This window comes from Pseudomonas sp. FW300-N2A2, assembly GCF_017351735.1.
In the GTDB taxonomy this organism is placed as follows: Bacteria; Pseudomonadota; Gammaproteobacteria; order Pseudomonadales; family Pseudomonadaceae; genus Aquipseudomonas; species Aquipseudomonas migulae.
The window spans coordinates 384,582-405,881 of the sequence record NZ_JACNDU010000003.1; the positions used below are offsets into that span (position 1 = coordinate 384,582).

A 21,300-nucleotide genomic window follows, 5' to 3' on the forward strand; every position below is an offset into this window, starting at 1 on the left:
CGAGACACATTTGGACACTTTCATGAATGTGCACGAAGGGTTAGGCTGCGCGTTCATTTCGCCAGCACCCAGACAATGCTCCAACAATTTCTGCATGACTTCGGCTACTTTGCCCTTTTTCTCGGCACGTTCTTCGAAGGCGAAACCATCCTGGTGCTCGCAGGCTTCCTCGCGTTCCGTGGATACATGGACATCAATATCGTGGTGGTCGTGGCGTTTTTCGGCAGTTATGCCGGCGACCAGCTGTGGTACTTCCTGGGACGCAAGCACGGCCGCAAGTTGCTGGCGCGCAAGCCTCGCTGGCAGATGATGGGCGACCGGGCACTGGAACACATTCGCAGGCACCCGGACATCTGGGTGCTGAGCTTCCGTTTTGTCTACGGTTTGCGCACGGTGATGCCGGTGGCGATCGGCCTGTCGGGTTATCCGCCGGGACGTTACTTGTTGCTGAACGGGATCGGCGCCGCGATCTGGGCGGCCGCACTGGCGGCTGCGGCCTATCACTTCGGCGCTGTGCTCGAAGGCATGCTGGGCAGCGTCAAGAAGTATGAGCTATGGGTACTCGGCGCCCTGCTGGTGCTGGGCTTTGCCTTGTGGCTGCGTCGCCGCTTCAAGAATGCGCGCCTGGCCAAGCAGGTCTATGCCGAAGAGCAGGCCTTGAAAGCCGAACAGGCCAAGGCCGCCGAGGTCAAGACGCCAAGCGAGTGAAACGGTTTCTGCAACAGTAGAGACCGATTCCGCTGAGCAGGCTGTAACTCAGCAGGCCGACCCAGCCCACCGCGCTGGCCGGCCACAGCCCGACCAGCGGTGCCAGCCACACCAGCGGCACGTTCGACGCCAGCCGCAGCAGCTCCAGCTTCAACGCCCACGGGCGATTCTCCAGGGCCACGCCCAAGGTAAACAACCCCAGCGCCACGGCGCTCCAGCCGAGCACCAGCGCAGCGGTCGGCAGGTGCGGCTCAAAGTTCATCAAGTAACTGCCCAGCGCGATGTAGACGCAGAACTGCAACAGCACATAAATCTGCTGACGCCCATCCAGCGGCACTTCGAATTTGCGGAACTGGCTCAAGTCCGGCTTGCTCATCGGGTATTTCGCCGCCACGTCCGCTGGCCGCCAACCGGTGCGCATGAACCAGATCCGCAACTTGTCCCACGTGCTTTCAGCCCGTCGCGCGTCATCCCACAGCTGCGCGTAGAACTGCACGTTCGCCCACAACGGATTCCAGCTCGCCAGCGGCGTGGTCACGCCGAAAATCACCGGTTCGTTGTCGTCTTCTTCCTGGAACGAGCCAAACAGACGGTCCCAGATAATGAACACCCCGCCGTAGTTGCGATCCATGTAGAGAGCGTTCTGTGCATGGTGGGCCCGATGATTGGATGGCGTGACGAAGAACCACTCGAACCACCCGAGCTTGGGAATGTGCCGGGTATGCACCCAGAATTGATACAGCAGGTTCAGCGCGGCGACGCTGACAAACACCAGCAGCGGCACGCCGAGTACCGCCATCGGCAGGTAGAAAATCCAGCTCAGCAGGAAACCGGTACTGGTCTGGCGCAACGCCGTGGAGAGGTTGTAGTCCTCGCTCTGGTGATGCACCGAATGTGCGGCCCAGAGGATGTTGCGTTCGTGGCCCATGCGATGCAGCCAGTAGTAGCAGAAGTCGTAGAGAACGAAGGCGAACACCCAGACCCAGACGCTGTCGGCAGAGAGTTCGAACAGCGCCAGATGCTTGAGCGCGAAGGCATAGGTCACCAGCCCCACGCCCTTGGTCAACAGGCCCGTGGTGGTCGACAGCACGCCGGTGCTGATGCTGTTGATCGCGTCGGCCACCCGATAGTTGCTGACCCCGCGCCAACGGTCGGCCAGCAGCTCGACGGCAATCAGCACAAAGAAGAACGGCACCGCATACAGAATGAAGTCCATGACGCGCCCTGATCGGAATCTTGAGGACAGATGCTAGGTGTAGCCGCGAATTGAACCTATGGCAACGAGTGACAAATTAGTGGACATTTAACGCCATGAATCTGGAGAAAAGCCCATGAGCAAAAAAATTGCAGTGATCCTTTCCGGCTGTGGCGTCTACGACGGCGCCGAGATCCACGAAAGCGTGATTACCTTGCTGCGACTGGATCAGCGCGGCGCGCAGGTGCAGTGCTTCGCCCCCAACATCGCGCAGTTGCACGTGATCAACCACCTGACCGGCGAAGAAATGCCCGAGTCGCGCAATGTGCTGGTGGAGTCGGCGCGGATCGCCCGGGGCAACATCAAGGATATTCGCGAAGCTGACGTCGAAGAGTTCGATGCGCTGATCGTGCCGGGTGGTTTTGGCGCGGCGAAGAACCTGTCGAACTTCGCCATCGAAGGCGCTGGCTGCACCGTGCAACCCGATGTTCTCGCCCTGACCGAGGCGTTTGCCGAAGCGGGCAAACCGGTCGGGCTGATCTGCATCTCGCCGGCGCTGGCCGCGAAGATTTATGGACCGGGCGTGACCTGCACCATCGGCAATGACGCCGATACCGCCGCCGCGATGAACAAGATGGGCGCCACTCACAAGGATTGCGCAGTGACTGACATCGTTGAAGACAAAGCACGCAAGCTGGTGAGCACCCCGGCGTACATGCTGGCGCAATCGATCAGCGAAGCAGCGTCCGGCATCAACAAACTGGTCGACCGCGTGCTCGAACTGACCCACGAAAACGACGCCTGACACGGATTACTGTAGGAGCTGGCTTGCCAGCGATGAGGCCGTAACATTCAGCGCATCATTTGCTGACTGTTCGATTGCTATCGCTGCGGCGATCCGACAAGCCAGCTCCTACAGGGGTTAACGCAGGGTTCAGGATTTGCGGGTCAGCCGCGTCAGGATCCGGTCCAGCGCATTGGCAAACGCCTGCTTCTCGCGCTCGCCAAACGGCGCCGGCCCGCCGCTCATCTGCCCCTGTTCACGCAAGTCGGTGAACAGGTTGCGCACCGCCAACCGATCACCCATGTTCTGCGCGTCGAACTCCTTGCCTCGCGGGTCCAGCGCCGCCACGCCTTTCTTCACCAAGCGGTCCGCCAGCGGCACATCGCTGCAGATCACCAGCTCACCAGGCACCGCGTGTTCCACCAGATAGTCGTCCGCCGCATCCGGCCCGCTCGGCACCACGATCAACTTCACCAGCGCCAGCCCCGGCTTGATCTGCGGCTGCCCGGCCACCAGCACCACCTCGAACTGACGCTTGAGGGCGAACTTCACTACCAGATCCTTCGCTGCCCGGGGGCAAGCGTCGGCATCGATCCACACACGCATAGAATTTTTCCCCTTTAAAAGCTTCGCGGGCAAGCCTCGCTCCTACAGGTTATACGCGCCCACAAAAAACGCGCGAATCCTGTAGGAGCGAGGCTTGCCCGCGAATGTGAGCGCAGCGAATGCCGTTTAAGAAACCTGCACCCGCCGCTTCTCCGCCATCCAGCTACGTCCATACAGCACGATAATCGCAATGATCGCCACCGCCTGCGCACTCAACGAATACGCATCTGCGTGAATACCCAGCCAGTCGAAGTCAAAGAACGGCACCGGCCGCGTACCGAAGATCCCGGCTTCCTGCAACGCCTTCACGCCATGACCGGCAAACACCACCGACAACGCGCACAACAACCCGGCGTTGATACTGAAGAACAGCGACAGCGGCAGTTTCGCCGAGCCCCGCAGGATCACCCACGCCAGGCCAACCAACAACACCAGCGCCGTCGCCCCGCCCGCCAACACCGCGTTGTGCCCTGCCGGCCCCGCCTGCAGCCACAGGGTTTCGTAGAACAGAATCACTTCGAACAGTTCGCGGTACACCGAGAAAAACGCCAGTGTCGCAAAACCGAAACGGCCACCGCCGCCCACCAGGCTGCTCTTGATGTAATCCTGCCAGGCCGCCGCGTGGCGACGGTCGTGCATCCACACGCCGAGCCAGAGCACCATGACCGCGGCGAACAACGCCGTCGCACCTTCCAGCAATTCACGCTGAGAGCCGCTGACATCAATCACGTACGCCGCCAGCGCCCAGGTCGCCAGACCGGCCAGCAACGCCAGGCCCCAACCAACGTTGACGCTGCGCACCGCCGATTGCTGGCCGGTGTTGCGCAGGAAGGCAAGGATCGCCGCCAGCACCAAAATCGCTTCCAGACCTTCGCGCAGCAGAATCAGCAGACCGGAGATGTAACTCAAGGACCAACTCAGGCCATCACTGCCCAGCAGGCCGGCAGACTCTTTCAACTTGGCTTTGGCCGCCTCCAGACGCTCTTGGGCCTGTGCCACCGGCAAACCGTCCTGCAACGACTGACGGTACGCCATCAGCGATTTTTCGGTGTCCTTGCGCACGTTGGCGTCGACGTTGTCCAGTGAGCTTTCGACCAGTTCGAAACCTTCCAGGTACGCCGCCACCGACAAGTCATAGGCTTGGTCGTGATCGCCGGCACGATAGGCCGCGATACTTTTGTCCAGCGTTGCAGCGGTGTAATCGAGCAATTGCGCCGGGCCACGCTTGACCTGCGGCGGTTGCGCACGCTGCGCACGGAAAGTCGCTGCCGCTTGCGGACCTTCGGCAGCCAGCACTTCGGCCGGAGTCTGACGGGCCAGGTCGGCGATGTTGTAGGTCTTTTCAGATGCGGCTGCGGCCGGTTCGGCACTGAAACCAGCGATGTAGGTCGCCAGGTCCCAGCGCTGACGATCGTCCAGTTGGTCGGCGAAGGCCGGCATGTCAGTGCCTTCGACACCCATCCCCAAGGTGTTGTAGATCGCGTACAGGCTCAGGCGATCCAACCGCGCGGCATCGCGCAGATTGGCTGGCGGCGGCGTCAGGCCGACACCGGCAGGGCCATCACCGGCCCCCGCATCGCCATGGCAGACCGAGCAATGCTGGGTGTACATCGACGCACCACGGGTTGGGTCCGGCGTAATGATCGGCGCCTGACTGACCTCATAGGCCACCGCCAGCTTCGCACCGAGCTGCCGTGCCTGACGGGAAACGTCCGAGCCGTCCTGCCGCGCAGCGATGGATTTGCGCAGTGTGCTGACACCCTGCTCCAGCACCGCTTTTTCCGGCTTGGCCGGCAGGCCGGCGATCAGGCCTTGCAGCACCTTGCTGAATTCCAGCTGCTCGCGGTATTCAGACTCATTGATGACTTTGCCGGACTCGACCGACTCCGGGTAATCGGCGCCGATGTAATCAAGCAAATGCAGCGCTTGCGGCGCACCTTCTACGGTGTCGGCCAGCAGATTGGAACTGCACAAGGCAAACAGCGGCAATACCAGCCAGGCCAAGAAACGGGACGGGGCAGTCATGAATGAATCTCAATTGGAAATACGAAGTAACACATTGTTCACTTCGAATGAGTTTCGCTCAAGCTTTGTTGTCTGAAACGCCGTCGCAGACCTCGAATGGTGTTTTTGCCAGATGATGGCATCTTTATGTTTAGCAGCAATCAAAAAGCCATTACTGCGCCACCTTCCCTGTCTATAATGACGAGCCTTCAATTGATCGATATGGCACTCAAAGCTCCTCTGCTTATGAGGAATTGGCAGGACGCCCGTCTGCGCCGATAGGTCCAAAAAGCCCGACCAGCAAGCGCGGCTGATCACCATTCACGGAAGAAGTACCTATGGCCTCCCGCGCCCTTGCAGTGATTGCGGTCAGCGCTGTCACACTCCTCTCCGGCTGTTCGGTGTTTCGCAACTACGACTCGGAGCTCGCACAAACCAACATGCAGCTGGCTTCCGGCAATATCGATGCGGCGCTGACCCTGCTGGAAAAGAACAACTTCGGTGCCGACAAGGACCTCCTCTACTACTTCGAGAAGGGTGAACTGCTGCGCGCCAAGGGCGATCTGTCTGGCAGCCAGAACGCCTGGAACAGCGCCGATGTCGTGGTCGGTCAATGGGAAGAGTCGGTCAAACTCGATGCCGGCAAGTACCTCGCTCAGTTCGGCAGCTTCCTGGTGAACGACAAGGTCCGCCGCTACGAAGGCTACGACTACGAAAAAGTCATGCTGACCACGCAAATGGCCCTGAATCTGCTGGCCGTCAACGACTTCGACGGCGCACGTATCGCGATCAAGAAAACCCACGAACGAGAAGCGGTGATCGCCGACCTGCGCGACAAGGAATACCTCAAGAGCGAAGAGGAAGCCGATAAGGTAGGCATCAAGACCGAGTTAAAAGACTTGTATGGCTATCCCGTCGCCAGCCTCGACGCACCTGAAGTGGTTGGGCTGAAAAACAGCTACCAGAGTGCCTTCAGCCATTACCTGGCCGGCTTCGTCTACGAAGCCCTGGGCGAAAAAGGCCTGGCCGCACCGGGTTACCGCACAGCAGCCGAACTGCGCCCGAACACTCCGCTGCTGGAGCAGGCATTGAAGGATCTGGACCAGAAAAGTGCCGAGGACGAAGACAGCGACATCCTGATCGTCGTGCAAAGCGGGCTGGCGCCGGCCCGGGGCTCGATCCGCTTGCCACTGACTCTGCCGATCAGCAACGGCGTGGTGATCGCTCCGCTGTCCTTCCCGGTCATCAAGCCAGATACCTCCACCGCCCCGCTCACCCAGATTGGCGTGGACGGTCAGCAACTCCCCCTGACGCAACTCAACAGCATTACCACCATGTCCCGCCGCGCACTGCGTGACGACATGCCGGGCATCATTGTGCGCACCACTGTTCGTGCAGCTACCCGTGGCGTGGCGCAGGAAAAGATCAAACAAGTCAGCCAGCTGGCGGGCATGGCAGTCGGTTACAGTTCAACCGTGCTCGAAGGTGCCGATACCCGTACGTGGCGCACCCTGCCGGACAACACCCATGTCGTGCGCCTGCGCCTGAAGAAAGGCGAGCACCAGGTCGCGGTTGGAACGACGGTGCTCAAGATCACCGTTGACCAGCGCTATCAAGTCATCAGCCTGCGCGCCGTGGGCAACCAGGTCTTCGCCAGCGGCCTGGCCGTTCACGCGACCCCGAGCGCCAGCCCGACAGCCGTGGCCAGCTTCAAACAACTTTAATTACGGAGTCTTCCCATGCGCTTCAAACTCATCGCTGTCGTCATCCTGGCCTTGTTGGCCGGTTGCGCCACAACAGCCGCCAGCAAGGTCGTGGCCTTGGGCAAGCTAAGGGACATTGAGGTCGACGCCATGCGTGTCGCCCGGGAAAACGGCTTCATTACGGTCAATACACAGCTGAGCAACACCAGCTCCGACAACAAGACCTTCTACTACCGCTTTGCCTGGCTTGACCCTGATGGCTTCCCGGTTGCCGAAGAAGAAACCTGGAAGAGCCAGATGATGTACGGCGAGCAGACCCGCTACATTCAGGCCATAGCGCCCACCCCCAAGGCCGTGGATTTCCGCCTGGAAATCAATACGCCTTAACACCCTATTCGTTCAGCTTCAGAGAGCATTCCCATGTTTGTACGCTTTTCGATTATTGCCGCTATCGCCCTCCTGGCCAGTGGTTGCGCCAGCAACCACCCACCGACCCTGGGCAGCAAGAACACCAGCTATGGCGACACCAAGGCTGTGGAAACCATCACCAACGAGTTCAGCTCCACCGACCTGCAGATCATCGCCGAGTCCATGACCCGCTCTCTCGCCCAGTCCGGCATTCTGCGTGGACGCCCGGTGGTCCAGGTCTACGACGTGAAGAACAAGACCAGCGAATACATCGACACCCGTGAAATCACCACCACCATCAAGACCCAACTGATGAAATCGGGCACGGCACGCTTCTCCAGCGACAACGCCGACATGCAGAACCAGGTTGATCAGATCCAGCTGCAAAACCAGAGCGGTCTGTACAAGAAAGCCACCGTGTCCAAGATCGGCAACATGATCGCCGCCAAATACCGCCTTGAAGGTTCGATCAGCTCGATCGTCAAGCGCAGCAGCGAGTACAAGGACGTCTTCTACAAATTCAGCCTGCAATTGATCGACGTTGAAAGCGGTCTGGCCGAGTGGATGGACGAAAAAGAGATCCGAAAAACTACGGAGCATTAATCAATGCGCGCATGGATTGGGATGATGGCCCTGGCTTGCACGTTCAGCGTGCAGGCGGCCCCGAAAGTCGCAGTAACCGACCTGGCATACGAGGAGCGCGTGGAGCAGTACATCCACACCGTTTCGTCCAAGGACAATTACCGCGAGGGTGAGTACAGCTCCAGCGGTTCTTCGAGCTACGACTCGTTCGAATCCAAAACCAGTTACATCGAGCAAACCGAGCTGCGCAAATTCACCGGCGACATCAAGGGCCAGATGCTGCGCTCCGGAATGTTCCAGCTGGTGCAAGGCAAGCCGCACACCGCCGAATCCAAAGTCGATATCTATGACGTGATCGAGCGGATCAAGGCCGGCAACTTCGAGGGCGCCGACTATGTACTGTTCGGCACCTTGTCGGACGTAGACTTCAACAGTGATGTCAACGAGATACCCAACACCAACAGCTATTCCTCGGTGCTGGCACTGACCCTGGTGGCGGATTTCAGCCTGATCGACACCAAAACCTTCGAAATCACCTCGGCCTTCACGGCGATGGGCGAAGGCCAGGACACCAAGTTGACGAACCATCGGGACGCGAAGATCTCACAGAGTCGCCCACGGTTGGTACGTGAGGTGTCCAAGTCCCTGGGGGAAGATGTGGCTCGTCAGTTGAGCGAACAACTGGGTGGCAGCGGGAATGAGCAGCAAGAGCAGGCGCCGTTGAGCAATAACCTGCCAGAGGATACAGAGCCGGTCATTTTGCGCTGATCCCTTGAACGAAAAAGGCGACCTCAAGGGTCGCCTTTTTTGTGCCTGGCGGTTTTACACCGCCGCTTTGCGCAGCGTCGCCATAAACGCCGCAGCGCCAATGAACAGCCCGGCAAACGTGCGGTTCATGCGTCTTTGCTGCTTGGGCGTGCGCAACATGCGCAGCACTTTGGACGCCAGCCCGGTGTAACCGGCCATGACGATCAGGTCAACGCAGACCATGGTTACGCCGATGATCAGGTATTGAACCAGTAATGGCGCATGCGGATCGATAAACTGCGGCAACACCGCCAGCATGAACACCAGGGCCTTGGGGTTGCTGATGTTGACCAGGAAACCGCGGAACACCAGGGCCATCGGCTTGCCGATCTGACGCACCGCCGCGTCATCGCTCATGTCGCTGGGCAGTGCGCGCCATTGCTTGATCGCGAGATAAACCAGGTACGCCACGCCGAACCATTTGATCGCATAAAAAGCGCTGGCCGACGCCGTGAGGATCGCGCCGACACCGGCGCCGACAATCGCGATCTGCACCGCCAGGCCCAATTGCAGGCCCAGGGCATTCCAGTAACCGCGCCAGAAACCGTATTGCAGACCGCTGGACATCGACGCAATGGCGCCGGCACCGGGGGACAGGCTGATCACCCAGCAGGCGGCAAAAAAAGCCAGCCATGTTTGAAGCTCCATCGCACACCTCGACTCAGACTCGTAAACAGATGTCTAAGCTAATGCGGCTTTGGGCCGATGACCATCGATTTTTTTGCAGGATATTGCGGCGACCGACCAGCGTTTGCAGCTTTGAGGGCTTACTTTTCAAACCCGCTGGAAGGGAATACATCCGTACCACGCCAGCGTCGAACCGAGCGCTGGAAGAACAGGCTGTTAGGCACCTGAACCATCGCACTGCCGGTCCCAAGCTCTTCAGCTTCGATCAACGTGGTGTAAAGCAGATTGATCGCCACCACCCGACCTTTGACGCCAGGCTTGTCAGTGGTGTCCACCAGCTCGACCACATCGCCGAGGCGAAACGGGCCGACGGTGAAGATCAGGATCGCGCAGAGCAGATTGGAGAGCACGCTCCACATGGCGAAAAACGCCACCGCCGCGACCGCGACGAAGCCGGACAGCGCGGTCCAGAGCACCGTCGCCGACACCCCGAGGCGTTCCAGCACGAAAATCAGCGCACTGCCCATGATCAGCCAGCGCAGACCGCCCCGCAGCGGCATCAGCAGCTGCGGCGGAAACGGGTAGCGCTCGCCCAGGCGTGTCAGGCACTTCGCAACAAAGCGCTGGGTGAAGTAACCGGCCAACAGAATCAGCAGGATTTGCACGACGAGCCAGATCGGCTCGACCCACACCGCCGGCAGCGGCAGCTTGAACGCCTCCATCAGGACAGCGCCTCCAGCTCCGCCTGCATGCTTTCCAGCAATTCCAGGGCTTCCATCCAGGCTTCTTCCAGTTCGGCTTCACGCACTTTCAGCCTGGCTTGCTCGGCCAGCAGATCACGCAGGTCGTTCTTGCGCGCCGGCTCGTAAATGTCGCTGTCGCCGAGGCTGGTATCGATCTTCGCCAGCTTCTCGTGGAGCTTGCCCAGCTCGGCTTCGAGCTTGTCAGCCTCACGCTTGTGCGGTGCCAGTTGCTGACGCAACGCAGCGGCGGCCTGACGCTGGGCCTTCTTGTCAGTCTTGTCCGGATTGACCGGCGTGGTGCTGACCGGGGCGTTGCGCTGACGGTAGTCGACCAGCCAACGGGCGTAGTCTTCCAGGTCGCCATCAAACTCCTCGACCTTGCCGTCCGCCACCAGATAGAAATTGTCGGTGGTGCTTTTGAGCAAATGACGATCGTGGGAGACCACCAGTACCGCACCGCTGAATTCCTGCAGGGCCATGGTCAGCGCCAGGCGCATTTCCAGGTCCAGGTGGTTGGTCGGTTCGTCGAGCAGCAACAGGTTCGGCCGCTCCCAGGCGATCAACGCCAGGGCCAGACGCGCCTTCTCGCCACCGGAGAAGTTCAGCACTGGCTCGTCGATGCGTGCGCCGCGGAAGTCGAAACCACCGAGGAAGTCGCGCAACGTCTGTTCACGCTCGGTTGGCGCCAGACGCTGCAAGTGCAGCAACGGGCTGGCCTTCGAGTCGAGGGAATCGAGCTGATGCTGGGCGAAGTAACCGACGACAGTGTTCTCGCCACGGGTCAGCCGACCGGCCAGCGGCGAAAGCTCACCGGCGAGGTTTTTGATCAGGGTCGATTTACCGGCGCCGTTGGGGCCGAGCAAACCGATGCGCGCGCCGGGGGTCAGTTGCAGCTTGACCTTCTCCAGCACGGCTTTGTCGCCGTAGCCCAGACGGGCATCGGACAGATCGATCAGCGGGCTGGAAATCTTCGTCGACTCGCGGAAGACGAAGTCGAATGGCGAATCGACGTGGGCGGCGGACAACTCTTCCATCCGCTCCAGCGCCTTGATCCGGCTCTGGGCCTGACGGGCCTTGGTGGCCTGGGCCTTGAAGCGGGCGATGTAGCTTTCCATGTGCGCACGTTGCGCCTGCTGCTTCTCGTAGGCCTGCTGTTGCTGGGCCAGACGTTCGGCGCGGGCACGTTCGAAAGCGCTGTAACCACCGCGATACAGGGTGATCTTGCGTTGGTCGACGTGGGCCACGTGATCGACCACGGCGTCGAGAAAATCCCGGTCGTGGGAAATCAGCAGCAAGGTGCCGGGATAGCTTTTCAGCCATTCTTCGAGCCAGATGATGGCGTCGAGGTCCAAGTGGTTGGTCGGTTCGTCGAGCAGCAGCAAGTCCGAGGGGCACATCAATGCCTGCGCCAGATTCAGACGCATCCGCCAGCCACCGGAGAAATCGCCGACCTGGCGATCCATCTGCTCATTGGTGAACCCAAGCCCGGCCAGCAGCTTGCGGGCACGAGCGTCGGCGGTGTAGCCGTCGGCGCTGTCGAGTTCCGAGTGCAGGCGGGCCAGAGCGGTGCCGTCATGGGCGGCTTCGGCCGCGGCGAGGTCACGTTGCACCTCGCGCAGGCGCAGGTCGCCATCGAGCACGTAGTCGACCGCCAGGCGTTCGAGCGTCTCGATCTCCTGGCGCATGTGGGCGATGCGCCAGTCGGCCGGCAGGAAGCAGTCACCCGAGTCCGGGTGCAGTTCGCCCCGGATCAAGGCGAACAGGCTCGATTTGCCGGCGCCGTTGGCACCGATGAGGCCGGCTTTGTGGCCGGCGTGCAGGGTCAGCTCGGCGTCTTCTAGCAGACGTTGCGGGCCACGCTGTAAAGTCAGGTTCTGAAGTCGAATCATAATGGCGGCGGAGTCTACCAGCTTCGCTCGCAACTGGCGCGAGTAGCACTATGTCCTCTGACCTGTGGAGCTTTTCCCTTGGCACTTACGCCCGTCCCGGCGTTGAAGCCGCGTGCCTGACCCTGCAATCGACGGGGGTGAATGTGTGTTTGTTGCTGTGCGGGTTGTGGCTGGGCCAGCGGGGAGTCGCCTGCAACGAGCATCGACTGCAGCAGCTTCGCAACGTGGCGCAGCCTTGGGACGCGGATGTCGTTCAACCGCTGCGCGCCTTGCGCATGCGATGGAAAGTCGTCGCGACTGAGGACGCCGAACTGAATGCGTTACGCGAACAAGTAAAAACGCTGGAGCTGGAAGCCGAGCGGCATTTGCTGATGCGGCTGGAGCGAGCGACGTTGAATTGGCCGCAGTGTGAGGCGACCGATTTATCGGCCTGGCTGGAGGGTGTGGCGGCGGGTGCCGCCCACCTGGACCGCGACGCGCTGCATCAGCTGCGCGTCGCGGCAACCGGCACTTAGGAAGCGCTGGTTGGGGTGGAGCTGGTGCTCGACGGTGCGACAGGCGTTGGCGCCGTGGTGACTGTCGAGGTGGAGGCTGCTGATGCAGGCGCGGCCGAAGCGGATGGCGCCGGAGTCGCTGGCTTGGCAGCAATTACCGGGGTCGGCTTGGCAACAGCGGCCGGTTTTTTCACGGCTGGTTTGGCTGCTGGCTTGGCAGCTGGTTTTGCAGCCGGCTTGGCAGCGGCAGGTTTGGCTGCTGGTTTCGCTGCGGCAGGTTTTGCCGCGGTGGCTGGCTTGGCAGCAGCAGTCCTGGTAGCGGCCGGTTTGGCAGCAGGTTTCGCAGCAGCAGTTTTAGCCGCTGGTTTTGCCGCTGGCTTGGCAGCGGTTTTAGCGGCGACTGGCTTGGCAGCAGGCTTCGCAGCGGCAGGTTTGGCGGCTGGTTTTGCAGCCGTTTTAACTGCCGGTTTTGCGGCGGGTTTGGCCGCTGCAGTTTTCGCTACGGCCGGTTTGGCAGCAGTGGTTTTTGCAGCCGGTTTTGCGGCAGCTGTTTTGGCAGCGGCTGGCTTGGCAGCAGGTTTGGCAGCAGCAGTTTTAGCGGCTGGTTTTGCAGCCGGTTTCGCAGCGCTGGCAGCGACTGGTTTTTTCGCCGCAGGTTTAGCTGCAGGTTTAGCCGCCGCTTTCACAGGTGCCTTGGCGGCAGGTTTGGCCGGTGCTTTTGCAGCAGCCGGTTTGGCAGCGGCTTTCTTCGCAGGGGCCGCAGCAGGCTTGGCCGCACGCAAGGACAACGCCTTGGCGACAGCCTCTTGAACACGACCGACGCCCTGGGCCAGTTTCAGGCTTTCCTGGGCATCGCGCTTGAGTTGCAGAATGTAGGCGCGGGTGTCGGACTGACGATCCTTGAGGGCATCGAGCACGTCTTCGAGTTGCTGCACGCCGTCCTTCGCCTTGGCTTGTGCCTTGGCTTTGCCGGCCGCCGCAGCGTCCTGCAATTTGGTGCGGGATTTGTGCAATTTCTCTTGTGCTTTTCCGCGCTGTTTTTCCAGTTTGGCGAGCAGTTTTTCAGCATCAGCCAAGGCTTGGGAACAAGCGGTTTCCAGATGCTCGAGCAAGCTGCCCGAGAGTTGTTGGAGTAAGTGCAACGGGGTATTTACAGGCTTCTTGGTGGCCGACATGGTTTACCTCCTGGCTGACGTGGGTGCGGCTCATACTAGACCTCTGCTGCTACCGCCGCTAGGGCATGTTGACAGTATCGAAAGCGTCGCGTTGCAACGGATCGAAAATCTTCTGCGCTTACGCAAAACAAGTTCACTGTCGAACGCATTCACACTGGCATAATCTGCCGCATCTCAGGTCGGAGAGTGCCCATGTCGCGCTACCTTTTTTTATCGCTGTGCGTGTTTTTTTCCATCGCTCAAGCCGCCGAAAAAACCCAGGAAAATGAAGCTCACGATCTCGCTTACAGCCTGGGCGCGAGCCTCGGCGAACGCTTGCGCCTGGAGGTTCCCGACCTGCAACTGCAGGCGCTGGTCGAAGGTTTGCAGCAAGCCTATCAAGGCAAACCCCTGGCCCTGAAAGATGAGCAGATCGAACAGATTCTGACCGAGCACGAAGCGCAGACAGCTTTGCAGTCGCCTCCGCCACAGAGCGAAGCCGCCCTCGAAAAAGAGCACCGATTTCTCGCCGAAGAAAAAACCAGACCCGGCGTTCGCGAACTGGCCGATGGAATATTGCTGACGGAGCTGACACCCGGCACCGGCGCGAAAGCCGGTCCGAATGGCAAGGTCCAGGTGCTGTACGTCGGTCGTCTTCCCGACGGCACCGTGTTCGATCAGAACACTCAACCGCAATGGTTCAGTCTCGACAGCGTGATCAGCGGATGGCGCAGCGCGCTGCAAAACATGCCGGTCGGTGCGAAGTGGCGACTGGTGATTCCATCGGCCCAAGCCTATGGCGCCGACGGTGCCGGCGACTTGATCGAGCCGTTCACGCCGCTGGTATTCGAAGTCGAATTGCGCGGCGCCACCAGCTAAACAGCGGAAACGAAAAACGGCGCGCAAAGCGCACCGTTTTGAGGTGTGGCAGGAAAGGGTTCAGGCCTGAACCGAATCCACTTCCTTGTGAGCGGTGTGCAGCACTTCGATCAGGCAGTCTTCCAGTTCGAAGCGTTCGTGCAACAAGCCACCCAACTCTTTGAATTTCTCTGCTACGCATTTGCCTGCGTCACACAGGTCGTTGAACGCGAGCAGCTTCTCGGTGATGACGTCGATGCGCGGGTAGATGGTCTCGGCGAGTTCCAGACCACGCTTGTCGTTGAAAGCCTTGGCCTCCCCCGTCAGCTGTTCGTAGATCTCGAAGTGCCCGGCAGACACATAATCGACCAGCACGCCGCAGAATTCCTGCAATGGCTTGCGGTTCTCACCCAGCGCCTCAGGCTTGGCGCCGAGATCATCATAGGCCCGAACCAGTTCGTGACGTTCCTGCAACCAACGATCGATCAGCAGATGCACTCCACCCCAGCGTTCCTGAGCATTCTGACAACTTTCGAGCATGGCGGTCTCTCTTCCCTTGTGGGTCATGCTGCTCTACACCTGTCGCACACTTGAAGATCAAGAGTCGGCCAGGCAGAGCGTCATTCGAGCAACATAATTCCAATGACACGTGCGGGCCAGATTATGCCCGCGCGACTGTGGCTTCAAGGTACGCAGCAGATAAAGTTCATACAAGTGTTTAATCGCCGACCAGCGCCCGGTGCGACGACGTGCCGCTGAGCGGTCGCTGACAAGCGATCCAGACCACGCGCAGCAACTGGTAAACACTCAGGATCGTCATGGCGATGAAGAAGAGCAGACTCCACTCGGGAAGGCTCAGGTCAAACAGCGTCCAGGAAATCTGTGCGCATTCGGCCGTGCCCTTGAACATCTGCTGCACCACATAAACCAAGGGGGTGCTTGCGAACGGGTCCGTCAGGCTGAGCGAGCACGCTGACAGCTGTTGCACCGGATCGCCTTGCAACAACACCTGACGCCACGCCGTCACCGTACCCGCCAGACTGCACAATAGACCGAGCAGCCAGTACAGGAACGAACCGAAGCGACCGGGGCCATGAACCGAAGCCATCAGGCAGACACCCGTGAGCACCGCCAGGCAAATCCGCTGTAAAAGGCACAGCCCGCAGGGCTTGAGGCCGACTGCATATTCCAGGTAGTAGGAAACGCCCAACGCCAGCGCGCCGGCAATGAAAACCATGAAAAACAAGGAGCGTGAGCAGGCCAACGTCATGGCTTTTCCGTACCAGTAGAGACAAGTGGTTACGGTAGAGGAAAGCGCGGCAGCCTTTCAAGGCAAGCCAGCAAGGACACTTCAACAGAGGTGTAGGGAATTCCCGACAGAAGCGAGAGGATCAGGTGTAGTCCTCTGTAGGACTTTGCCGTCGAGGCTCTACGAATGTAAGAAAACGTCGCTGCAACACCTACTGCGTGGCGAGAGAGCTTGCCCCCCTCGCCACACAATCAGGCATGAACCGGCGCCGGTAGCGGCGCGGCCAGCAAGCGTTCGTCCAGCAAACCAAGGCCTTCCTGAAACAGCTGATTGCTGCGCTCGGTGTCGCCCAGTTGCGCCAGCAGCCGAGCCAGCTCGGCACAGGCTTCCGGGTTGCGCTGCACGCGCAGGCTGCTTTCCAGATAGTCCCGGGCCTTGCCCCACAAACTGTTTTGCAGACACAGACGACCAAGGGTCAGTAACAGGCTCGGGTCAGCCGGATGATCCTTGAGCCAGCCCTCGGCGGTCTGCAATTGACGCGCAGAGTCACTGCCGCGAACCAGCCCGTAAAGGCGTGCCAGATGGCTGTCGTAGTTGCGCTTGAGCGCCGTTCGCAGGACCTCTTCGGCCTCAACCTGCGCGCCCAGTTGCCGAAGTTGCTCGGCATACGCCAATACCAGTTGCGGCTCCTGGCGCTGAGCCGAGGTGAGTTGTTGCCAAGCGCGGTTGAGCGATTGCAAACCCACCGTCCCGTCTTCTTCCTGACGCGCAGCCAGGGACAGGTTTTCGCCCCAGGCCCGGCGCTCAAGTTCGGCCAGCTCGGCCGCCGGCAGGACCTTGTCCTTGCGCAGCTCCGGCAGCAGGCGAATCACCGCTGACCAGTCGCCGCGCTGCTGATGCAAGCGTTGCAACTGGCGCAAGGTCTGTACGTTGTGAGGGTGACGCTCATGCATCGCCTGCAACGTCGACAGGGCGCCGTCAGTGTCGCCACGGTCGGTCTGCAATTGGGCATGACTCAGGGCAATCGCCAACTCGGCCTGAGGCTGTCGCTCCAGTGCGCGCTCCAGCAGGTTGTCGCTTTCTTCGTAATGACCTTGTTCGTTCGCCGCGCGGGCAGCGCCGAGGTAGTAAAGCAGCGGCTGGCGCTCGGCTTCGGCGGCACGATGCAGATGACGCTGCGCGCTGGCCCAGCGACCCTCAGCCAAATCCAGCTGACCGTGCTCGATCGCCACTTGCACCCGACGACTGCGATTGCGCCGCGACCATGGGTTGACCACGCCACTGGAGGTCGTCACCAATTCGATCAACGCCTTGATGCCCCAGAACACCAGCCACAGCACCGCCACCAGCGCCAGGGTGGCCCACAGGCTCGATTCGAAACGGAAGCTCTTGTAGGCGATCAGCACGTAGCCGGAATGCTCGGCAATCGCCAGCCCCAACGCGGCGGCAACGGCAATGGCCAGAAACACGATCACATAGAGGCGTTTCATGGCGTGGCCTCCTGCGCGGTGCTTGCGGCAGGTTTGGCCATGGGTTTGATCGAGTCCTCGGCGTTGACATTACGTCGCTCGAGATAGCCCTGAACCGCGCTCAGCGTACCGGTCAGGTCCGGCGTGACCACGGTGACCGGCTGCTTGCTCAGTTCGCCAACCTGTTCGAGCATCACTTTGCTCTGCGGGTTGTCCGGGTTGAAATTACCCTTGAGCACGTCCCGCGCCTCGGCCAGCGCCTGGGTGTAGACCGCAGCCTGACCATTGAGCGCCGCCCACTGCGCCTGCTCCAGCGCCAGGCTCAAGGCCAGGCGCACCTGGCTCAGGCTCTGCCCTGCCAGCAGCGGACGGACATTTTTATCGGCATTGAAATCGATACGGATGTAACGCGAGATCTGATCCCACCACTGCGCCCAACGACTCGCGCCGTCGCCATCGGCGGTCAGGCCCAGCAGCGAATCGCCCCGGTCCTTGTACTCGGGAGCCAGCTCGGTGAGGCTGACCACCTGATCGCGCAGCGCACCCAGTCGCAGGAACAGGCCGGTGCGATCCGGCTGTTCGGTACTGCGCAAGGCGACCAGGGTTTTCGCCACTTGCTCGCGAGCGGCAAAGGAACCCGGATCGTTCTGTTCGCGAAGAATTTCGTCGGCGCCCTGCACCAGCGCCTGAGCGCTGTTGATGTCCTGCAACGCCGAAAGACGCAGGCTGGCCAGGCGCAGCAAGTGTTCGGCCTCAGCCAGGCGCCAGTCCTTGCGGCTGGCGCCGAGGACGGTTTCCAGACGTTGATTCAAGCGCTGCTGATCGCCTTGCAGCTGGATCACCAGACGGCTGCGGGCATCGAGTTCTTCGGCGGCAGGCATTTGCTCAAGGCGTGCGCTAAGGCGCTGCTCGTTGAGCTTCAGGCTTTGCGCCTGATCGTTCAACGCCTGCACCTGACTCAACTGCTCCTGCGTATTGGCTTGCAGGTGACGCACCTGCCAGACACCCCAACCGCCCACCGCCACACCGGCGGCGCCCAGCAACAGCGCGACGATTGCCAGCCCATTGCCTCGGCGCTGCTCTGCAGCAGGTGGCGCACTTTCTACCGGTGCATCTACCGGCGCATCGATCAATGGCCGGGAGTCATCTTTAGGCAAGGCTGTTTCGCTCACGTATCCATCCTTTGCATTAGAGAACGGGTTCGGGATGCTCCCGTAACACCGTCAGCAAAGCCGTGGCACTCGCGCCACGACAATCCACAACTGTTTGGGCCCCGGCGGCACGTGCCAGCTCGGCGACCCTGGGGCTTGGTACAAACAACGGCAACTGCGCCAACTGTGGCCAGGCATCGCCGGCCAATTGATACAGATGCTCAAAACCCTGTCCACTGCTGACCACCAGCCCGTTCAAGCGTTCCGCCTTGATCCGCTCAGGCAGTGTTGCCGGCGGATACTGTGGAAGCTTGCGGCGATACAACTCCAGATAGTCGACACTAGCACCAAGCTCGCGCAAACGCTCAGCGAGCAACTCGCGGCCACCCTCCCCACGCAGGATCAGCACCCGTGGATCAGGCTGCTCGACAGCCTCGCGCAACGACGCAAGCTCCAGCAAGGCTTCGCTGTCATCACCCTCGGCCGGAAAACTCACGTCCAACCCGTGTTCATCAAGGATCTGCGCCGTCGCCGCGCCTACGCTGAACCACTTCAGGCGCGGTGCTTGCGGCCAGTACTGGTCGACCAGATCCACCGCGATTCTGGCGGCGGGCTTGCTGACCACAATCACGGCGCAATAACGATCCAGATCCTGAATCACCAGGCGCATTGTGGCAGAGGCCGGAATCGGTTCAATTTCCAAAAGCGGCAAACTGCTGCTGAAAATCCCCGCGTCGGCCAACACAGCACTCAGCGCCGCCGACTCATCCGCCGGACGCGTCAGCAGCAGGCGCCAGCCCGTCACTCGTGACCTGCCTCACCGTAGACCGCTTTCAGAATGTCGTTGGCACCCTGGCTCAGGAGGTCTTCGGCCACTCGCACACCCAGTGCTTCGGCATCGGCGCGCGGTGCACGGGCTTCGGCGCTGAGCAGCAGACCGCCGCTCGGATCGCCCACCAGGCCACGCAACCAGATCTGCTCGCCTTCCAGCACGGCGTAGCAGGCGATCGGCACCTGGCAACCGCCATTCAGATGTTTGTTGAGGGCACGTTCGGCGGTGACACGGGTGGCGGTGTCCTGATGGTGCAGCGGCGCGAGCAAGGCGTGAATTTCGCGGTCGGCGGAGCGGCATTCGATGCCTACGGCACCCTGGCCACCGGCGGGCAGGCTGTCATCGACGCTGATCGCCGAGGTGATGCGATCCTCGAAGCCCAGTCGAATCAGACCGGCCGCCGCGAGGATGATGGCGTCGTATTCGCCGGCATCGAGCTTGGCCAGGCGCGTGTTGACGTTACCGCGCAGGAAGCGGATTTCCAGGTCCGGGCGACGGGTCAGCAACTGAGCCTGACGGCGCAGGCTGGAGGTGCCGACGATACTGCCTGACGGCAATTCGTCCAGGCTGGCATAGGTATTGGAGACGAAGGCATCGCGCGGGTCTTCTCGTTCGCAGATGCAGAACAGACCGAGGCCTTCCGGGAAGTCCATCGGGACGTCTTTCATGGAATGCACGGCGATGTCGGCTTCATTTTCCAGCAGCGCGGTTTCCAGCTCTTTGACGAACAGGCCCTTGCCGCCGATTTTCGACAGCGGCGAGTCGAGCAGCTTGTCGCCACGACTGACCATGGGCACCAACGTCACGAGCAGACCTGGATGAGCCTCTTCCAGACGGGCTTTGACGTATTCGGCCTGCCACAGGGCGAGAGCACTTTTGCGGGTGGCGATGCGGATTTCGCGAGAGGACATGGATCAATCCGTACTGAATAGATACGGCAGATAATAACAGCTCAACCAAATCCGCTTTGACTTGAATCAGGAATTGCCTGGCCTCCCTGGCCCCGGACGTCCGGCAATCGGGTGAGAAGTTCGCCTGCGGGTGGCGAATTAAAGCTGTTGCATCATTTTGCGCACACCGGCCACATGGCGTCGGCTGACGATCAGGGCGTCACCGTTCAGGCCTTTGAGGAACAGCTGAAAATGCCCCAGTGGCGTGCGTTGCAGGCGTTCGATGCGTTCGCGGGCGACCAGGGCGTTGCGGTGGATCCGCACGAAACGGTCACCGAATTCATCCTCAAGGGCCTTGAGCGGCTCATCCAGCAGCACTTCGCCGCCTTCATGGCGCAAGGTCACGTATTTGTGATCCGCAATGAAGTAGACCACCTGCCCCAACGGGATCAGTTCAATACCTTTACGGGTACGGGCGCTGATATGGCTGCGCGGGCCGCTGCCGGTTTCGGCGGCGGGACGGGTCAAAGCCGCGAGCTGGACGCGATTGGGGCGTTCGGCTTTTTTCAACGCGTCATGCAATTGTTCTGTACGCACAGGTTTCACCAGATAGCCTACGGCGCTGGCCTGTAAGGCTTCCACGGCAAATTCATCGGGACCTGTGCAAAACACCACGGCGGGCGGGGTTTCGCGTTCGCACAATCGTGCAGCCACTTGCAGGCCATCGAGGCCCGGCATGCGGATATCGAGCAGCACGATATCCGGTTTGTGGCTGTCGATCAGTGCCAACGCTTCTTCGCCGTTCGTGGCGCTCGGCTCCAGGACACTGTATCCCTCGAGTTCGCCGACCATTCGGCTCAGGCGCTCGCGGGCAAGGGGTTCGTCATCAACGATCAGGACATTCATATTGCGCTGGATTCCTGCGTGAGTCTCGCACAAGGATAGCGTAGACAGGTGAAGTGACGTCTGTCACCGCGATCCACGCTAAGACTAGCGCGAGGGCCAAAAAGTGCCGCCCGTCCGACTGCTAAATTTTTATTTGCCGGGCAATTGGCGGTTGGCGAGGCATCGCCGTAGGGTTTGCTGATACACAATATGAACACCCCCTCTTCTTATCGTCCGCTGCAGCGCCAGGAAGTGCGCTGAT

22 protein-coding genes and 1 pseudogene are annotated in these 21,300 nt (G+C 60.7%); 8 read left to right on the forward strand and 15 right to left on the reverse strand.

The features are described 5' to 3' along the window. Positions 1 to 75 precede the first annotated feature (75 nt). A complete protein-coding gene (locus tag J4E42_RS07400) occupies positions 76 to 708 on the forward strand; it encodes a DedA family protein (protein WP_008040674.1) in 633 nt (210 codons plus the stop codon). On the opposite strand, the gene J4E42_RS07405 is transcribed toward J4E42_RS07400, so the two are convergent. Then, positions 689 to 1,924, reverse strand: a complete 1,236-nt coding sequence (locus tag J4E42_RS07405; protein ID WP_207284916.1) for a sterol desaturase family protein — start codon at positions 1,922 to 1,924, stop codon at positions 689 to 691. The two genes, J4E42_RS07400 and J4E42_RS07405, sit on opposite strands and share 20 nt — an antisense overlap. A gap of 115 nt (positions 1,925 to 2,039) precedes the next feature. Here J4E42_RS07405 and elbB point away from each other — a divergent pair, with 115 nt between their 5' ends. Next, entirely contained in the window at positions 2,040 to 2,708 is a 669-nt protein-coding gene (elbB, locus tag J4E42_RS07410) for an isoprenoid biosynthesis glyoxalase ElbB (protein WP_008024305.1), read from the forward strand. Positions 2,709 to 2,837: 129 nt separating this feature from the next. Here elbB and J4E42_RS07415 read toward each other — a convergent pair whose 3' ends face one another. After that, complete coding sequence (locus J4E42_RS07415; RefSeq protein WP_192227491.1) at positions 2,838 to 3,293, reverse strand: YaiI/YqxD family protein; 456 nt, start codon at positions 3,291 to 3,293, stop codon at positions 2,838 to 2,840. Positions 3,294 to 3,419: 126 nt separating this feature from the next. Beyond that, positions 3,420 to 5,318 carry an FTR1 family protein gene (locus J4E42_RS07420; protein WP_207284917.1) on the reverse strand — a complete coding sequence of 633 codons (1,899 nt, stop codon included), beginning with the start codon at positions 5,316 to 5,318 and terminating at the stop codon, positions 3,420 to 3,422. Between the two features lie 317 nt (positions 5,319 to 5,635). Here J4E42_RS07420 and J4E42_RS07425 point away from each other — a divergent pair, with 317 nt between their 5' ends. The 4 genes from J4E42_RS07425 to J4E42_RS07440 are packed head-to-tail and all read left to right on the forward strand — an operon-like array spanning position 5,636 to position 8,758. Beyond that, positions 5,636 to 7,021: a COG3014 family protein gene (locus J4E42_RS07425; protein ID WP_207284918.1), complete on the forward strand. Its 1,386-nt coding sequence runs from the start codon at positions 5,636 to 5,638 to the stop codon at positions 7,019 to 7,021. Positions 7,022 to 7,036: 15 nt separating this feature from the next. Further along, positions 7,037 to 7,387 (forward strand): YcfL family protein, encoded by a 351-nt coding sequence (locus J4E42_RS07430; protein WP_008040661.1) that lies wholly within the window; start codon positions 7,037 to 7,039, stop codon positions 7,385 to 7,387. Between the two features lie 33 nt (positions 7,388 to 7,420). Then, entirely contained in the window at positions 7,421 to 8,011 is a 591-nt protein-coding gene (gene lpoB / locus J4E42_RS07435; RefSeq protein WP_207284919.1) for a penicillin-binding protein activator LpoB, read from the forward strand. A gap of 3 nt (positions 8,012 to 8,014) precedes the next feature. Further along, positions 8,015 to 8,758, forward strand: a complete 744-nt coding sequence (locus J4E42_RS07440) for a hypothetical protein (protein ID WP_008040655.1) — start codon at positions 8,015 to 8,017, stop codon at positions 8,756 to 8,758. A 54-nt stretch (positions 8,759 to 8,812) separates the two neighbouring features. Here the strand turns inward: J4E42_RS07440 and J4E42_RS07445 are convergent, their stop codons facing one another. The 3 genes from J4E42_RS07445 to J4E42_RS07455 all read right to left on the reverse strand — a co-directional run bounded on the left by J4E42_RS07445 (position 8,813) and on the right by J4E42_RS07455 (position 12,056). Beyond that, the gene (locus tag J4E42_RS07445) at positions 8,813 to 9,445 is read right to left on the reverse strand and encodes a LysE family transporter (protein WP_008024319.1); all 633 of its coding nucleotides are present in this window, start codon (positions 9,443 to 9,445) and stop codon (positions 8,813 to 8,815) included. A gap of 119 nt (positions 9,446 to 9,564) precedes the next feature. Further along, positions 9,565 to 10,146 (reverse strand): mechanosensitive ion channel family protein, encoded by a 582-nt coding sequence (locus J4E42_RS07450; protein ID WP_192227486.1) that lies wholly within the window; start codon positions 10,144 to 10,146, stop codon positions 9,565 to 9,567. After that, positions 10,146 to 12,056, reverse strand: coding sequence for an ATP-binding cassette domain-containing protein (locus J4E42_RS07455; RefSeq protein WP_207284920.1), 1,911 nt, complete (start codon positions 12,054 to 12,056; stop codon positions 10,146 to 10,148). Before J4E42_RS07455 ends, J4E42_RS07450 begins: the two co-directional genes overlap by 1 nt. 50 nt (positions 12,057 to 12,106) lie before the next feature. On the opposite strand from J4E42_RS07455, the gene J4E42_RS07460 reads away from it, so the two are divergent. Further along, positions 12,107 to 12,571, forward strand: coding sequence for a TIGR02444 family protein (locus J4E42_RS07460; protein WP_207284921.1), 465 nt, complete (start codon positions 12,107 to 12,109; stop codon positions 12,569 to 12,571). Here the strand turns inward: J4E42_RS07460 and J4E42_RS07465 are convergent. Beyond that, complete coding sequence (locus J4E42_RS07465) at positions 12,568 to 13,725, reverse strand: AlgP family protein (RefSeq protein ID WP_207284922.1); 1,158 nt, start codon at positions 13,723 to 13,725, stop codon at positions 12,568 to 12,570. The genes J4E42_RS07460 and J4E42_RS07465 overlap by 4 nt on opposite strands. Before the next feature lie 192 nt (positions 13,726 to 13,917). Between J4E42_RS07465 and J4E42_RS07470 the strand changes: the two genes are divergently transcribed. Further along, positions 13,918 to 14,583 (forward strand): FKBP-type peptidyl-prolyl cis-trans isomerase, encoded by a 666-nt coding sequence (locus tag J4E42_RS07470; protein ID WP_207284923.1) that lies wholly within the window; start codon positions 13,918 to 13,920, stop codon positions 14,581 to 14,583. A 60-nt stretch (positions 14,584 to 14,643) separates the two neighbouring features. On the opposite strand, the gene J4E42_RS07475 is transcribed toward J4E42_RS07470, so the two are convergent. The 8 genes and pseudogenes from J4E42_RS07475 to J4E42_RS29695 all read right to left on the reverse strand — a co-directional run. Beyond that, positions 14,644 to 15,102 carry an Rsd/AlgQ family anti-sigma factor gene (locus tag J4E42_RS07475; protein WP_032828552.1) on the reverse strand — a complete coding sequence of 153 codons (459 nt, stop codon included), beginning with the start codon at positions 15,100 to 15,102 and terminating at the stop codon, positions 14,644 to 14,646. 178 nt (positions 15,103 to 15,280) lie between these two features. Then, a complete protein-coding gene (locus J4E42_RS07480; RefSeq protein WP_008040642.1) occupies positions 15,281 to 15,832 on the reverse strand; it encodes a disulfide bond formation protein B in 552 nt (183 codons plus the stop codon). 230 nt (positions 15,833 to 16,062) lie between these two features. After that, positions 16,063 to 17,301 (reverse strand): heme biosynthesis protein HemY, encoded by a 1,239-nt coding sequence (locus J4E42_RS07485; protein WP_192416641.1) that lies wholly within the window; start codon positions 17,299 to 17,301, stop codon positions 16,063 to 16,065. Continuing rightward, positions 17,298 to 18,452, reverse strand: a complete 1,155-nt coding sequence (locus J4E42_RS07490) for a uroporphyrinogen-III C-methyltransferase (protein ID WP_192227479.1) — start codon at positions 18,450 to 18,452, stop codon at positions 17,298 to 17,300. Before J4E42_RS07490 ends, J4E42_RS07485 begins: the two co-directional genes overlap by 4 nt. Positions 18,453 to 18,468: 16 nt before the next feature. Continuing rightward, complete coding sequence (locus J4E42_RS07495) at positions 18,469 to 19,236, reverse strand: uroporphyrinogen-III synthase (protein WP_207284924.1); 768 nt, start codon at positions 19,234 to 19,236, stop codon at positions 18,469 to 18,471. Beyond that, entirely contained in the window at positions 19,233 to 20,174 is a 942-nt protein-coding gene (gene hemC, locus J4E42_RS07500) for a hydroxymethylbilane synthase (protein ID WP_008040638.1), read from the reverse strand. Before hemC ends, J4E42_RS07495 begins: the two co-directional genes overlap by 4 nt. A 138-nt stretch (positions 20,175 to 20,312) precedes the next feature. Then, a complete protein-coding gene (locus J4E42_RS07505; RefSeq protein ID WP_008024350.1) occupies positions 20,313 to 21,059 on the reverse strand; it encodes a LytTR family DNA-binding domain-containing protein in 747 nt (248 codons plus the stop codon). Further along, positions 21,056 to 21,265 (reverse strand): annotated as a pseudogene (locus J4E42_RS29695) (sensor histidine kinase); the annotation flags it as partial. The gene J4E42_RS07505 and the pseudogene J4E42_RS29695, both read right to left, overlap by 4 nt. Between the last annotated feature and the right edge of the window lie 35 nt (positions 21,266 to 21,300).